The organism is Microbacterium longlingense, from assembly GCF_058349825.2.
Genome location: NZ_JBYRJA020000001.1, coordinates 134459 through 147760 on the forward strand (window position 1 = coordinate 134459; position 13302 = coordinate 147760).

10 protein-coding genes are annotated in these 13302 nt (G+C 69.9%); 7 read left to right on the forward strand and 3 right to left on the reverse strand.

The genetic code is table 11. The annotated features are described in order from the left end of the window. Positions 1–67: 67 nt before the first annotated feature. Positions 68–1471, reverse strand: coding sequence for a chromate transporter (locus tag AC3RXY_RS00615; protein WP_491508939.1), 1404 nt, complete (start codon positions 1469–1471; stop codon positions 68–70). Between the two features lie 123 nt (positions 1472–1594). On the opposite strand from AC3RXY_RS00615, the gene AC3RXY_RS00620 reads away from it, so the two are divergent. The 7 genes from AC3RXY_RS00620 to AC3RXY_RS00650 all read left to right on the forward strand — a co-directional run bounded on the left by AC3RXY_RS00620 (position 1595) and on the right by AC3RXY_RS00650 (position 9601). Further along, positions 1595–3142 (forward strand): ABC transporter substrate-binding protein, encoded by a 1548-nt coding sequence (locus AC3RXY_RS00620; protein WP_491508940.1) that lies wholly within the window; start codon positions 1595–1597, stop codon positions 3140–3142. A 129-nt stretch (positions 3143–3271) separates the two neighbouring features. Further along, complete coding sequence (locus AC3RXY_RS00625) at positions 3272–4219, forward strand: ABC transporter permease (RefSeq protein WP_491508941.1); 948 nt, start codon at positions 3272–3274, stop codon at positions 4217–4219. A 1-nt stretch (position 4220) separates the two neighbouring features. Beyond that, positions 4221–5132, forward strand: a complete 912-nt coding sequence (locus tag AC3RXY_RS00630; RefSeq protein ID WP_491508942.1) for an ABC transporter permease — start codon at positions 4221–4223, stop codon at positions 5130–5132. Next, entirely contained in the window at positions 5129–6757 is a 1629-nt protein-coding gene (locus tag AC3RXY_RS00635) for an ABC transporter ATP-binding protein (protein ID WP_491508943.1), read from the forward strand. Before AC3RXY_RS00630 ends, AC3RXY_RS00635 begins: the two co-directional genes overlap by 4 nt. A gap of 55 nt (positions 6758–6812) precedes the next feature. Further along, a complete protein-coding gene (locus AC3RXY_RS00640; RefSeq protein WP_491508944.1) occupies positions 6813–7481 on the forward strand; it encodes a TetR/AcrR family transcriptional regulator in 669 nt (222 codons plus the stop codon). Further along, a complete protein-coding gene (locus tag AC3RXY_RS00645) occupies positions 7478–9040 on the forward strand; it encodes an arylsulfatase (RefSeq protein WP_491508945.1) in 1563 nt (520 codons plus the stop codon). The genes AC3RXY_RS00640 and AC3RXY_RS00645 overlap by 4 nt, the downstream gene beginning before the upstream one ends. Positions 9041–9430: 390 nt before the next feature. Beyond that, positions 9431–9601 (forward strand): hypothetical protein, encoded by a 171-nt coding sequence (locus tag AC3RXY_RS00650; protein WP_491508947.1) that lies wholly within the window; start codon positions 9431–9433, stop codon positions 9599–9601. Between the two features lie 94 nt (positions 9602–9695). On the opposite strand, the gene AC3RXY_RS00655 is transcribed toward AC3RXY_RS00650, so the two are convergent. Then, positions 9696–11981 (reverse strand): beta-glucosidase, encoded by a 2286-nt coding sequence (locus AC3RXY_RS00655; RefSeq protein WP_491508948.1) that lies wholly within the window; start codon positions 11979–11981, stop codon positions 9696–9698. Positions 11982–12018: 37 nt separating this feature from the next. Beyond that, positions 12019–13293: an MFS transporter gene (locus tag AC3RXY_RS00660; RefSeq protein WP_491508949.1), complete on the reverse strand. Its 1275-nt coding sequence runs from the start codon at positions 13291–13293 to the stop codon at positions 12019–12021. Positions 13294–13302 lie beyond the last annotated feature (9 nt).

Here is a 13302-nt window from a genome sequence, read left to right on the forward strand (position 1 = left end):
CCGCACGGCGTGGTGTCCGCGCGGGTCATCCGGGTGCGGCGGGAGGCCGCACCTCGCCCCGGGGCTCTCAGGCGAGCGTGCGCAGCACCACCAGGGTGATGGCGCCGAAGACCACGATCAGCGCGATGTCGGGAATCCGCCCGATCCGGTGCAGGAACGGCACGGAGGCGGCGAGCAGGATGCTGCCGCCGATCGCGGCCCACGCGGGGAGCCCGGCCTCCCCGGCGATGCGCGCGTTGGAGTGGAGCATCGACACGGCCGTGGATGCCAGCAGACCGCAGATGACGGGGAGGATGAAGGTCGACACGTTGCGGACCAGGAGCGAGTCCCGCGCGCGATCGTATCCGGCAAGGACCATCACCGCCACCGCGCTGCACGAGGCGACCGCCAGGAGGAAGGCGGCCCCGGCGAGCGCCCACCCCTGCTCCGCGCCGATGATGAAGGCGATCCCGGCGGCGATCTTCACCAGGATCGGACCGGGGAGGGCATTGGCGACCGGCACGATCTGGCCGTAGAACACCGACTGCTCCACCGAACCGGACGCGACGAAGAACCCGTCGGCGACACCGACATAGGCCTCGCCGCCGCCGAACGACGTCAGTGTCGACATCAGCACGGCGAGCATGGGGAACACGTGCTCGCCGACCGGCGGGACGGCCACGGCGACGAGCAGGGCGACGCCGGCCAGCACCGCCAGCCCGACACTGGCCCGCACCGCACGCCGGGTCTGCCGCGGGCGAGACGGCGTCAGCGGCTCCGGATCGCCCGCGCGACGGTGATGGCCGCGCATGTACTGCCACAGCGAGAACAGGCTGATGGCGGCCAGCGCGACGAGCACCAGGCCGAGCGCGGACAGCTCCGGCAGCACGAGCGGGAACGGTTCCCGGCTGCCGATCACCTCGCCGCCGAGCAGGACGGTCTTCCCCGCACCGGTGAGCAGGAAAGCCACGATCGCGATGATGAGGGGCACCACGCCCAGCACGCCCCCTGGCGCGATCACCTTGAGCACGTAGTGCGCGAGGAGGTAGAGGATGAACGCGGTGATCCCGAGCGAGGCGAACTCGATGGTCGTGATCGCCTGCGGGCCCAGGTTGGCGAACAGCGCCAGGAGGCCGACGGTGAGCAGCGTGCCGGGGAGGGCGACGGCGAGCGCGCCGCTCGCCGCGAGCCGCAGGCCGCCCAGCCGGGTCCCCGACAGGGCGGCGAGCTTGACCGGCAACGCCCCGGGGGTGATGTTGGCGATCACGGCGTCCTGCACGAACTCGCCCTGGCTGAGGCCGCCGCGGCGGACGAGCTCCTTCTCCATCACGGGGATGAGCGCGCTGCCCCCGCCGAAGCCGATCACGCCGACCTTCAGCATGGCAAGCGTATGACGCCACCCGGTCAGCGCCGGAGCCGGCTCCGGCTCGCCGGTCGCCATCCCGGCATGCGGGGGCGCGTCTGCGGCATCGGCGGCGTCGTCAGCTGTCACAGGAACTCCTATCGTCAAACGATTGCCACCCTCTCAGCGCAAGTCCATGCTTGCAAATCTACTAAGTACTCGCTAGGTTTTCTCCCAGCCTGAGCCACACTCAATGACGAGGAGCCAACACCGATGTTGACCACGGCACGCCAGAGACTCTCGACCGCCATAGCCGGAATCGCGGTGCTCACGCTCGCGCTCACCGGCTGCCAGTCCGCCGTCCAGCTCGAACAGAGCACCGGCGGAGAGACCGCCGCCCCCGTCGAGGGGGGCACTCTCACGGTCGCCCAGAGCGGCGATCTCCAACCCGCGAACCTGCTGGCGGGTCGGGCCGGCAACGGCTCGTGGGCCTCCAACGTGTTCGAGACCCTCACACGCTACGACGAGAGCATGCAGCCGCAGCCGCTGCTGGCGACCGGATGGACCGTCTCCGAGGACGGCCTCACCATGGACATCACGGTCCGGGACGACGTCACGTTCCACTCCGGCCGGGCCATGACGGCCGACGACGTCGCGTTCTCGCTCGAAGCGGCGGCAGACCCGCAGAACAACTCCCAGGTCGGCTATATCGCCCGCAGCTTCTCGTCCATCGAGGCGACCAGCCCGACCGAGCTCACGATCGTCTTCGCCGCTCCGACGTCGAACGTGTTCGACCTCTTCGAATACGCCTACATCGTCGATGCGGAGACGTTCACGGGGGTCGCAGACGGATCGCAGCTGGTCGGCACCGGACCGTTCACGTTCGAGAGCTGGAACCCCGGCTCCTCGGCGACGCTGCTGCGCAACGACGACTACTGGGGCGAGCAGCCGTACCTCGACGGGATCGAGATCGCGATCATCAGCGACAGCACGGCGATGCTCAACGCGGTCCGCAGCGACCGGGTCGACATCTCCACGACCATGAACGCGATCGACGTGCAGTCCCTCGCCTCCAACAGCGCGTTCACCATCATCGACTCGACCGGGGCGGCCTATCCGCTCGGCGTCGACACCACCGTGCCCCCCTTCGACAAGAAGGAAGCACGCCAGGCGCTGCAGTACGCCATCGACCGCGAACGTATCGCGACCCAGGTCTTCGGCGCCTCCGCCCGCCCGGTCGATCTGTTCTGGGAGCCGAACACGCCCGGGTACCCCGAGGACCTGGCGCAGCACTACGCCTACGACCCGGAGCGGGCCAGGCAGCTGCTGGCCGAGGCGGGAGCCGCGGGAGCCGCGATCGAGGTCTCGGTGATCGGTCTGCCCTCCAGCACCAGCCTCGCCGAGATCGTGCGGAACAACCTGGAGGAGGTCGGCCTCACGCCGACCATCACGGTGCAGGAACCCACCACGTGGGATCAGAACCAGGTCGCCGGAGACCTGGGCCCTGCTTTCCTGCCGCTCCACGGCACGAACGGCCTCGGCCCCGCCACGCTCATCGACGTCATGCCGTCCTTGCGCGAGGGGAACCCGTCCCAGTTCTGGACCGACGAGTACGTGCAGTTGCGCGACGACCTCAAGAGCGCCGGCCCCGACGAATACGACGACGCCCTGCACGCTCTGAGCGCGTACATCATCGACCAGGCGTTCACCGGCGTGGTGGTCATGGTCGTCGGCCAGATCGTCGAGTCCGTCCGGGTGCACGACGCCTCCTACACTGCGCGCGGCTACCTCGATGCCGGCCGCGCCTTCCTCGACGAGTAAGAGCCACGGTGGCTTCCTGCCTCCCTCGCAGGAAGCCACCCCGTCTGCAAGGACCCCCATGAACATCCATCGCCCGCGGTGCGCGACCGTGCCGAGCGTCACGCTCCCCCGCCCGGACGAGGTGCGCCGATGACACGTTTCCTCCTCCGCAAGATCCCGTCGATCCTGCTGGTGCTCGCGGCCACCTCCGTGATCGCCTTCCTGCTGCCGCGCTTCGCGCCGGGCGACGCGGCCCAGGCCATCGCCGGGTCCGAGGCGACAGCCGACCAGGTCGAGGCCATCCGCGCCCGGCTCGGCCTCGACCAGCCGCTCATCAGCCAGTACCTCACCTGGCTTGGCGGCCTGTTCCGCGGCGACCTCGGCACGTCCTACATCTTCAACCGCCCCGTCGCGGAGCTCATCGGCAGCCGCATCGAGAGCACGGTGTCTCTCGCGCTGCTCGCCGCGGTCTTCATGATCGTGATCGGCCTCGCGCTGGGCATCCTCGGCGGCTCCTCACGGTCGCGAGGCGCGCGGATCGCCGCGGACGCGATCAACACCCTCCTGATCGCCACGCCGGCGTTCCTGGTCGGACTGCTGCTGATCATCCTCTTCGGCGTCACCTGGCGCCTCCTGCCGGTCAGCGGAGAGGTCGCTCTGTCGGAGAACGTCGGCATCGGCATCCAGTACCTGATCCTGCCCGCGCTGGCTCTCGGGCTGGCGATGGCACCGGGCATCGCCCGGCTCCTGCAGACCACCATGCTCACCACCCGCGGCGAGGAGTTCGTCGACCTCGCGATCGCGAAGGGCGCATCACCCCGCCGCGTCACCTACCGCCATGTGCTGCGCACCAGTCTCGGCGCTGCGGTCGTGGCGATCGGCCTGCGCATCGGCGAGCTGTTCGGCGGCGCGATCATCATCGAAGCCATCTTCGCCCGCAGCGGCCTGGGCCAGCTGGCCGTGCAGGCGGTGAACTCCCGCGACTACCAGCTCGTGCAGGTGCTGGTCATGGGGGCCGTGCTCATCGCGGTGCTGTCGCAGCTCGTGACCGAGATCATCCTCGCCGCGCTTGATCCTCGAGTCAGATTGGACGCTTGACATGTCGCACCCCGACCCGACGAGGAACATCGCCGTCCCCTCGACCCACGCCGTGGCGACCACGCACCGGCGCCAGCGCCGCCTCACCCCGAGCGCGACCTTCCGCCGCTATCTGTCCGCCTTCCGCTCCCCGCGGGGTCTGGCTGGCCTGATCATCCTGGTCGTCCTGGTACTGCTGGCGACGCTCGCGCCGGTCCTCTTCCCCGGCGGATACGACAAGCAGAGCGGCAACTCCTTCCAGGGTCCGAGCGCGGCCCACCTGTTCGGCACGGACGAACTGGGCCGGGACATCTTCATCCGCACGGTCTTCGGCCTCCGCATGGATCTGTCGATCATCGCGGTGGCGGTCCCGATCAGCCTGGTGGCGGGAACGGCCCTCGGCCTCGTCGGCGCTCTCTCGCGCTTCGCCGGCTCCTTCGTGCAGCGCGTGATGGACATCATCCTCGGCTTCCCCGGGGTCGTCCTCGGGGTGTGCATCGTGCTGATCATGGGGCCAGGATGGGCGGCGCTGGTCGTGGCGATCGCGGTGAGCGGTCTGCCGATCTTCGCCCGCCAGGCCCGTGCCGCGCTGCTGGAGCAGTCGCAGCGCGAGTACGTCACCGCAGCACGCACCCTCGGCGTCGGCAAGGGCACCATCCTGGTGCGGCACATCCTGCCGAACGCGGTGGATCCGGTGCTGGTCAACGGCGCGATCTTCGTCGTCGTGGCGATCTTCATCGAAGCCGGCCTGAGCATCATCGGCCTCGGCATCCAGCCGCCAGAGCCCTCCCTGGGATCACTGCTGAACGTGGGGATCCGCTTCATCGAGCAGGCACCGATGTACATCATCGGCCCCACGCTGGCGCTCATCCTGCTGTCGATGTCGTTCAGCCTCATCTCCGACGCCCTCAACGGAACGGTCAACCGCACATGATCCGCGACACTGCTTCCCCCGTCCTGCGCGTGACGAACCTCCAGGTCACCTTCGACCTGCCGGAGGGCCCCCTCACGGCGGTCGACGGCGTCAGCTTCGAGCTCTCCCCCGGCCAGATCCTCGGCATCGTGGGCGAATCCGGCTCCGGCAAGTCGGTCACCTCCAAGTCGCTCATGCGGATGCTGCGCCATCCCGGCCGGATCACCGGCGGACAGATCGAGCTGCTCGGGCGCGACGTGCTCGCCCTCAGCGAGAAGGAGATGCTCGCCGTGCGCGGCAAGGAGATCGCCATGATCTTCCAGGATCCGCAGGCCGCGCTCAATCCCGTGATGCGCATCGGTGATCAGATCGTCGAGGCGATGCGCATCCACGGTGTCGAGCGGGACGCCGCCCGCAGACGCGCCATCGAGCTCCTCGAGAAGGTGGGCATCCCGAACCCCGAGGACGCCGCCGAGAAGTTCCCGCATCAGTTCTCCGGCGGGATGCGCCAGCGGGTCGTCATCGCGATCGCACTCGCCAACGAGCCGGCCGTGCTCATCGCCGACGAGCCGACGACCGCCCTGGACGTGACGATCCAGGCGCAGATTCTCGACCTCCTCCGCCGGCTGCGGGACGACCTGGGCATCGCGATCGTGTTCATCACCCACGACATGGGCGTGGTCGCCGAGCTCTGCGACGATGTCACTGTGATGTACAGAGGCTCGATCGTCGAGCGCGGCCCGGTGCGCCAGGTGCTCCCCGCGCCGCGCGAGCCCTACACGATCGGCCTCATGTCGGCCATCCCGAAGATGGACTCCCCGCTGCGCGCGGATCACCCGACCGCGGCGGCGGCGCCCGTGCTGGAACTGCGCGACCTGCGCGTGGACCTCAACGCGCACCGCCGCAGCATGTTCCGTGCGGCGAAGCCGTTTTACGCGGTGGACGGGGTCTCGCTGCACATCGGACAGGGCGAGACCCTCGCCCTGGTGGGCGAATCGGGGTGCGGGAAGTCCACCCTCTCCCGCACGGTGGTCGGGATCAACACCCCGACGGACGGGGCGATCCTCGTGCACGGAACGGACGCCGCGCACCGGAACGCGGACGAGCGCCGGACGATGACCAGAGCCATCCAGTACGTCTTCCAGGATCCCTATTCTTCGCTCAATCCACGTCGCACAGCGGGGCAGTCGCTCGAGGAGGCACTGAGCATCGCCGGTGTCCCCCGGCGCGAGATCCGCGACCGCAGCGTCGAGCTGATGCAGCGGGTGAGCCTGGGGCCGGAGCACCTGGACCGCTACCCCTGGGCGTTCTCGGGCGGGCAGCGTCAGCGCATCGGCATCGCCAGGGCCCTCGCGTCCGACCCGCAGCTGCTGATCCTCGACGAGCCCGTCTCCGCCCTGGACGTGTCGATCCAGGCGCAGATCCTGGACCTGCTGCGCGAGCTGCAGGACGTGTACGGCCTGGCATACCTGTTCATCTCGCACGACCTCACCGTGGTCCGCGAGATCAGCCACCGGGTGGCGGTCATGCGCACCGGCCGGATCGTGGAGACCGGAACAACGGCCCAGGTCTACGGCGCACCGCAGCACGCGTACACGCAGACGCTGCTGGCGGCGACGCCCGACCTCGACAAGGCCCTGGCGTGACCGTCGACGCCCGCGACGGCTGCGCCACCCTGCCCGCAGAGAGATCGGAAGAACCGTGACACAATCGCGTACACCGGCGACGGCCAACCGCCGCAGCAAGCCAGGCGTCACCGCCCGCCCCCGCGGCGAGGAGCGTCGCAAGGAGATCCTCGCCACCGCGATGAGCCTGTTCTCGCGCGGCGGCTTCCACTCGGTCAGCCTCGCCGACATCGCCGGCGAGATCGGCATCACCCAGGCGGGGCTCCTGCATTACTTCCCCACCAAGGCCGCCCTGCTCATCGCCGTGCTGCAGGAGCGCGATGAGCAGAACGCCGCAGACCGGAACGCCCTCGAGGCGGCCGGCGCGACGCCGCTGAACGCCTTCGTGGAGATGCTCTCGCAGAACGACCGGCACCCCGAGCTCGTCCAGCTGTTCGTGATCCTCTCCGCGGAGAGCACCGCCCCGGATCACCCCGGGCACGAATGGTTCCTGCACCGCAACCGCAACCTGGTCGAGATGCTGACCGGGTGGGCTGCCACAGCCATCGACGTGGCAAAGCTCCCCCCGGGCGTGGACGCGGAGATGATCGCCCGCTGGATACTGGCGCTGTCCCACGGCCTCGGCGCCCAGTGGGTCTTCGATCCCTCCGCGTTCGACCGCGGCGGCTCGGTCGCCCGGTTCCTCGATTTCTTCGAACCCTATCTGCTCGCGCAGACCCCACCCCCCGGGAAGGATCCGGCATGACCCGTCCGAACGTCATCATCATCCTCGCCGACGACCTCGGCTTCTCCGACATCAGCCCGTTCGGCGGCGAGGTCGACACGCCAGAGCTGGAGCGGCTCGCCGCCCGCGGCGTGCGGATGAGCTCGTACTACGTCACGCCGCGGTGCTCACCCTCGCGCGCCGCCCTGCTGACCGGACACCACCCCCATTCGGTCGGGATCGGCGTGCTCACCACCGACAATCGTCCGAACGGCTATCCCGGCTCGCTGACCACGGAGGTGCCGACCCTCGCCGAACGGCTCAAGGAACAGGGGTACGCCACCGGCATCTTCGGCAAGTGGCATCTGGCCAGCGACATGCGCACCCCCACCAGCACCTGGCCGACGCGACGGGGCTTCGATGAGTTCCGGGGCATCATCCCCGGTGCCACCAGCTACTACCGACCGCCGCTGATCGCGGGAGAGGAACGCGTACCGGAGGCGGATCTGCCAGAGGACTACTTCTTCACCGACGACATCACCGCCTCCGGCGTCGACTTCGTCCGTCGGCACGCCGCGGCAGAGCACCCCTTTCTGCTGTGCCTGACCTACACAGCGCCGCACTGGCCGCTCCATGCCGCGGAGCAGGACATCGCCAAGTACCGCGACCGGTATGACGCCGGGTGGTCGGCTGTCCGCGAGGAGCGCCTGCGCCGGCTCGACGAGACCGGCGTGGTGCCGGGGGCCGATCAATCCTCCGACCCCGCAGCGCTGCCGGAGTGGCCGGAGCAGGACCGCGAATGGCAGCGCGAGCGGATGGCGGTCTACGCCGCCCAGGTGGAATCGCTCGACCGCGGCGTCGGGCAGATCCTGGACGCGCTCGCCGAGAGCGGAGTGGAGGACGACACCCTGGTGCTGTTCTTCTCCGACAACGGCGGGTGCGCGGAGGAGCTCCCGCCGGGGCTGCGGGTCTTCAACGAGCTCGTCTGTCCCCCCGAGACAGCATCGGGGGAGACGGTCGTCGTCGGCAATGATCCGCAGGTCATGCCGGGTCCCGCGAACACCTATCAGAGCTACGGCGTGCCGTGGGCCACCGTCTCCAACACGCCGTTCCGGATGTGGAAACGGTGGGTGCACGAGGGCGGGATCTCGACCCCGTTCATCGCGAGCTGGCCCGGCGGCGGCGTGAACGCGAACGGGGCGATCAGCCGGGCGCCCGGGCACGTCATCGATATCGTGCCGACGGTGCTCGACGCCCTCGGTCTGCCGGCGGACACGGAGGGCCAGAGCCTGCTGGGCCTCTGGCGTGAGCCGGCGGACGACGGCGGCGAACGGGTGCTGCACTGGGAGCACGTCGGCAACGCGGCCGTGCGTCGCGGGCGCTGGAAGCTCGTCCGGGAGTGGGGCAGCGCGTGGGAACTCTACGATATCGAGGCCGACCGCGTCGAAGCGCAGGATCTGGCCAGCGAGCACCCCGGCCTGCTCGGCGAGCTCATCGCCGAGTACGAGGCCTGGGCGCAGGCGCACGGGGTCATCCCGTGGCAGGACGTCGTCGACGACCACCTCGCACGCGGACTCACCGTGCACCACGCCGAAGGCTGAGGCTCCCCGGGGCTTCTCGGGTCCGCCGGGAACGCATCGCCGTGCCGCACGAGCGGCCCCGGTGCGTTCCCGGTTTGTTATCGTCGTGCAGGACGGCGTGACCGATCAGATGGCTCCGTGCGAGCGGCGGTTTCCCCTCCGACGGGACGGTCGCGCCGCAGGATGCGAGGTGACGAACGTGCCGGATGTCACCCCCGCCGCGCTCCCCTCCGGCAGGGGAACAGTGCAGGAAGCACGGCCGTCAGCGCTCTGCTCCGGACGGCTTCACCGCGTCCGGCGCACGTCTGCCCGCCGTATCCTGGCCGCACGCGACGGCGCTGCCGAGGCCCGGTGGACCGGGCACGACGGCGTGCGAAGCGCACCGGAGCCGTGACCCCGGAAGGAGAGAGCATGTTCGGAGAGAAGCGGCGCGAAGAGCGCCGGGAGGAAGCCGCGCTGGCCGAGGCGAAGGAACAGGCCGCCGAGGCCGTCGAGGTGACCGAGACGGACGACTCGTCCGTCGACACGGACGAGCGGCTCGAAAAGGAAGAGGAACCCGGCACCGATCAGCCCACGGTGTGACGAGCGATCCGCCGAGCCCGGCTCACCGTCCTCGGCGGATGAGCCCGTGCGGAAGACGCTCAGCGCATCGTCCGCACGGGCTCTTCTGGTCGGATCAGGCCGTCCCGGACGCCGCGTTGGACGCGGCGATGAGCTGTTCGACCTGCTCGCGCGACACCGGCATGCCCGGGAAGCTCACGATGCGGCCGATCGGGAAGGACGCCATCATCTTCTGCACGGCTTCCTCGCTGGCCATCATCGAGGCACCAGCGGCATCCACGCCGTCGAGCTGGCCGCGCAGACCCTCCAGCGCCTGCTGGACGATCGGTCCGGCGATCGGGTGGGCGAGCACGTCCCCGATCGAGGAGTTGAGGGTGAGCGGCAGGCGCACCTCGTCGCCCGCGACGGTCACCGTGGTGCTCGAACGGATGTCACGGCTGGATGCCGCGGCCTCGATGCGGTAGGCGCCCTCCTCGACGATCCACCGGCCGACCCGGATGTCCCAGTAGGCGAGATCCTCCCGGCGCACGGTCAGCTCAACGCGACGGGTCTCCCCCGCGGCGAGCGCCACCGAGGCGAAGGTCTTCAGCTCGCGCGGGGCGCGCTGCACCGCGGACCGCTCGGGCGCGACGTAGACCTGGACGACCTCGCGCCCATCGCGGGACCCGGTGTTGGTGATGTCGAGGGCGACGGCGACATCGCCCTGCTCGTCGATCGATGCCGCGACCTGACCGTACGCGAAGGTCGTGTAGGAGAGGCCGTGGCCGAACGGGAAGGTGACATCGAGGTTCTTCGCGTCGTACCAGCGGTAACCGACGAGGATGCCCTCGCCGTAGCGGACGTGTCCGAACTCGCCGGGGAAGTTGCCGAACGACGGGTTGTCCTCGAGACGCACCGGAATGGTCTCGGTGAGCTTCCCGGAGGGGTTGACGACGCCGTAGAGCACGTCGGCGACCGCTCCGCCACCGGCCTGCCCGAGCAGCCACCCCTCCACGATCGTCGGCACACGGTCGGCGAAGGGCAGCGCCACGACACCGCCGTTGGAGAGCACCACGACGGTACGGGGGTTGGCCTCGAGCACGGCGTCGAGCACCGCCAGCTGGTCCGCAGGCAGATCGATGTGGTCGCGGTCGTAGCCCTCCGATTCCGCCACGGCAGGCAGACCGAGGAAGACCACCGCCACGTCGGCGTCACCGGCCGCTGCCACCGCCTCGGTGCGCAGGTCATCCGCTGAGCGGCCGGACGCCGCGACCGCGCCGCCCTCGATCGGGAAGCCCGGGGCATAGGTGACGGCATCGCCGCCGAGGGCACGGAGCTCGTCGAGCGCCGCGTCCAGCCGCGTGGGGTTGATGAACGACGACCCGGAGCCCTGGAAGCGCGGTTCCGCGGCGAACGTCCCGATCACGGCCACCCGGGTCTGCGGAGCGAGCGGGAGGATCCCGCCGTCGTTCTTGAGCAGCACGACCGAGCGGCCGGCCGCCTCGCGGGCGAGCGCGTGATGGGCGTCGACGTCGAGCGGACCGGAGACGGCGGGGCGCCGCTGCGCCTTGCGGACCAGATCGATGGCGCGCCCGGCGGCGACGTCGAGAACACGCTCGTCGAGCCGGCCGTCGCGGACCGCCTCCACCAGCTGGGCGTCGGTGCGCCCGCCCGAGGCGGGCATCTCCAGGTCCAGCCCAGCCGCGACACCGGCCACGCGGTCGTTGACGGCGCCCCAGTCGGACACGACGAGCCCGTCGTATCCCCATTCTTCGCGCAGCACCCGGGTGAGCAGCCACGGGTCCTCCGAGGTCCAGACGCCGTTGAGGCGGTTGTAGGAGCACATCACGGTCCAGGGCTGCTCGCTCCTGACCACGTGCTCGAATCCGCGCAGGTAGATCTCGCGCAGCGGCCGCGGGTCGATGTCCGAGCTTGCCCGCATGCGGTCGAACTCCTGGTTGTTCGCGGCGAAGTGCTTCAGCGACGACCCGACCCCGCGCGACTGGATGCCCCGCACCGAGGCCGCGCCGAGCACGCCGGAGACGATGGGGTCCTCGGAGTAGTACTCGAAGTTGCGCCCGCACAGCGGGGACCGCTTGATGTTGATGCCCGGGCCCAGCACGACAGCGACGTCCTCGATCGCCGCCTCGAGCGCGATCGCGGCGCCGACGCGCTCGACCAGCTCCGGATCGAAGGAGGAGCCGAGCCCGACCGCCGGGGGAAAGCAGGTGGTCGCGACGCTGCCGGCGATGCCGAGGTGGTCGGTGGCGCCGGACTGCTTGCGCAGCCCGTGCGGACCGTCGGTCATCATGATCGACGGGATGCCAGCGCGTTCGACGGCCTTCGTCGTCCAGAAGTCGGCGCCGCTGGTGAGCGAGGCCTTCTCCTCGAGGGTGAGGTCTGCGGCAGGTGACGTGGTCATGCGGGTCCTTTCCGAACGGGATGCGAGAGGGGCGAGGTCAGCGGACAGACTTGATCGGCCAGACGGAGAGCGCTCCCGCCGCACACAGCACGATGCCGACCGGGAACAGGGCGCTGTAGCCGAAGAGCAGCACGATCGCCCCCGCCACACCCGGCGCGACGGTCTGCGGAAGCGTCGCGGCGATGTTCACCACGCCGAGGTCCTTCGCATAGGAGGTCTTCGAGGGGAGCACCTCGGTGATCAGCGCGGTGTCGACCGAGTGGAAGCACCCCATGCCGATGCCGGCCAGGACGGAGAAGATGAACATGCCGGTCACGGTGGGCATGACCCAGGGCGCGATCAGGGCGACGGTGAGGATCGCGCCGGAGACGAAGATGAACAGCCGCCGGCGATCGAGCCGGTCTGAGAGCGGACCGGCCACCCCGGTCGCGATCAGCAGCGGGATGAGCGCGGCGAGCGCGAACAGCGGGGCGAGCGCCGCCGACGCGTCCAGGCCGACGCCGACATAGTCGGCCACGATGTAGAGCATGTAGCCGGAGACCACCGTGTAACCGGTGTTCAGCAGCAGCCGACCACTGAACGCCCAGAAGAAGTCCGGGTGAGCGACCGGGTTCACCCAGAAGGTCGACAGGAAGGTGCGCAGCGAGAACGGCTCGCGTGCCATGTCTGCCGAGGAGACGTCCCGGTTCAGGGCGCAGAAGACCAGGATGGCGACCAGCGCGACCAGCGCGAGCGTGATGTAGCCGACCGGGATGGCGGAGCGGTAGCCCGCTCCGACGAACTGGCCGCCGAGCATGCCGACCATGGTGCCGATGCCGGTGACCGCGGCGAAGCGCCCGCGAGCCCGTCGCGGAACCCGGTCGGGGAGGATCGCGGAGAGCGGACCCTGAGCGAAGTTGTAGCCGATCTGCACCACCATCCAGCAGATCGTGATGCCCACCAGGGAGCTCTGGAAGCCCAGCACCGTCAGCGCGGTTCCGCCCAGCAGCACGCCGGCGATCATCCAGGGTGTGCGGCGCCCGAACCGCGAACGCGTGCGATCGGAGACCACCCCGGCGACGGGCTGGGCGATCATCGCGCAGAACGCGCCGAGCGTGGCGACGATCGCGAGGTTGGCGACCTTGTTCTCCTCGTCCAGCGCGCCGACCTGAAGCGCGAGCAGGAGGCCGGGAACGGCACCCCAGATCACGAAGATCGCGACGTTGGCGGGGATCAGGGAGATCAGCAGGCGGCGGAGCGGGCCGCGGATGCGCACGGTCTCGTCGGAGGCGGGATCGGCGGGGGCCGTGGAGAGGGCTGACGGCGGTGTCATGACGAAAAC

What these genes read in the sequence shown, in the direction of transcription:
- AC3RXY_RS00620 (WP_491508940.1), top strand. Translation starts at nt 1,595, where the DNA reads ATGTTGACCACGGCACGCCAGAGACTCTCGACCGCCATAGCCGGAATC.
- AC3RXY_RS00625 (WP_491508941.1), top strand. Translation starts at nt 3,272, where the DNA reads ATGACACGTTTCCTCCTCCGCAAGATCCCGTCGATCCTGCTGGTGCTC.
- AC3RXY_RS00630 (WP_491508942.1), top strand. Translation starts at nt 4,221, where the DNA reads ATGTCGCACCCCGACCCGACGAGGAACATCGCCGTCCCCTCGACCCAC.
- AC3RXY_RS00635 (WP_491508943.1), top strand. Translation starts at nt 5,129, where the DNA reads ATGATCCGCGACACTGCTTCCCCCGTCCTGCGCGTGACGAACCTCCAG.
- AC3RXY_RS00645 (WP_491508945.1), top strand. Translation starts at nt 7,478, where the DNA reads ATGACCCGTCCGAACGTCATCATCATCCTCGCCGACGACCTCGGCTTC.
- AC3RXY_RS00650 (WP_491508947.1), top strand. Translation starts at nt 9,431, where the DNA reads ATGTTCGGAGAGAAGCGGCGCGAAGAGCGCCGGGAGGAAGCCGCGCTG.
- AC3RXY_RS00655 (WP_491508948.1), bottom strand. Translation starts at nt 11,981, where the DNA reads ATGACCACGTCACCTGCCGCAGACCTCACCCTCGAGGAGAAGGCCTCG.
- AC3RXY_RS00660 (WP_491508949.1), bottom strand. Translation starts at nt 13,293, where the DNA reads ATGACACCGCCGTCAGCCCTCTCCACGGCCCCCGCCGATCCCGCCTCC.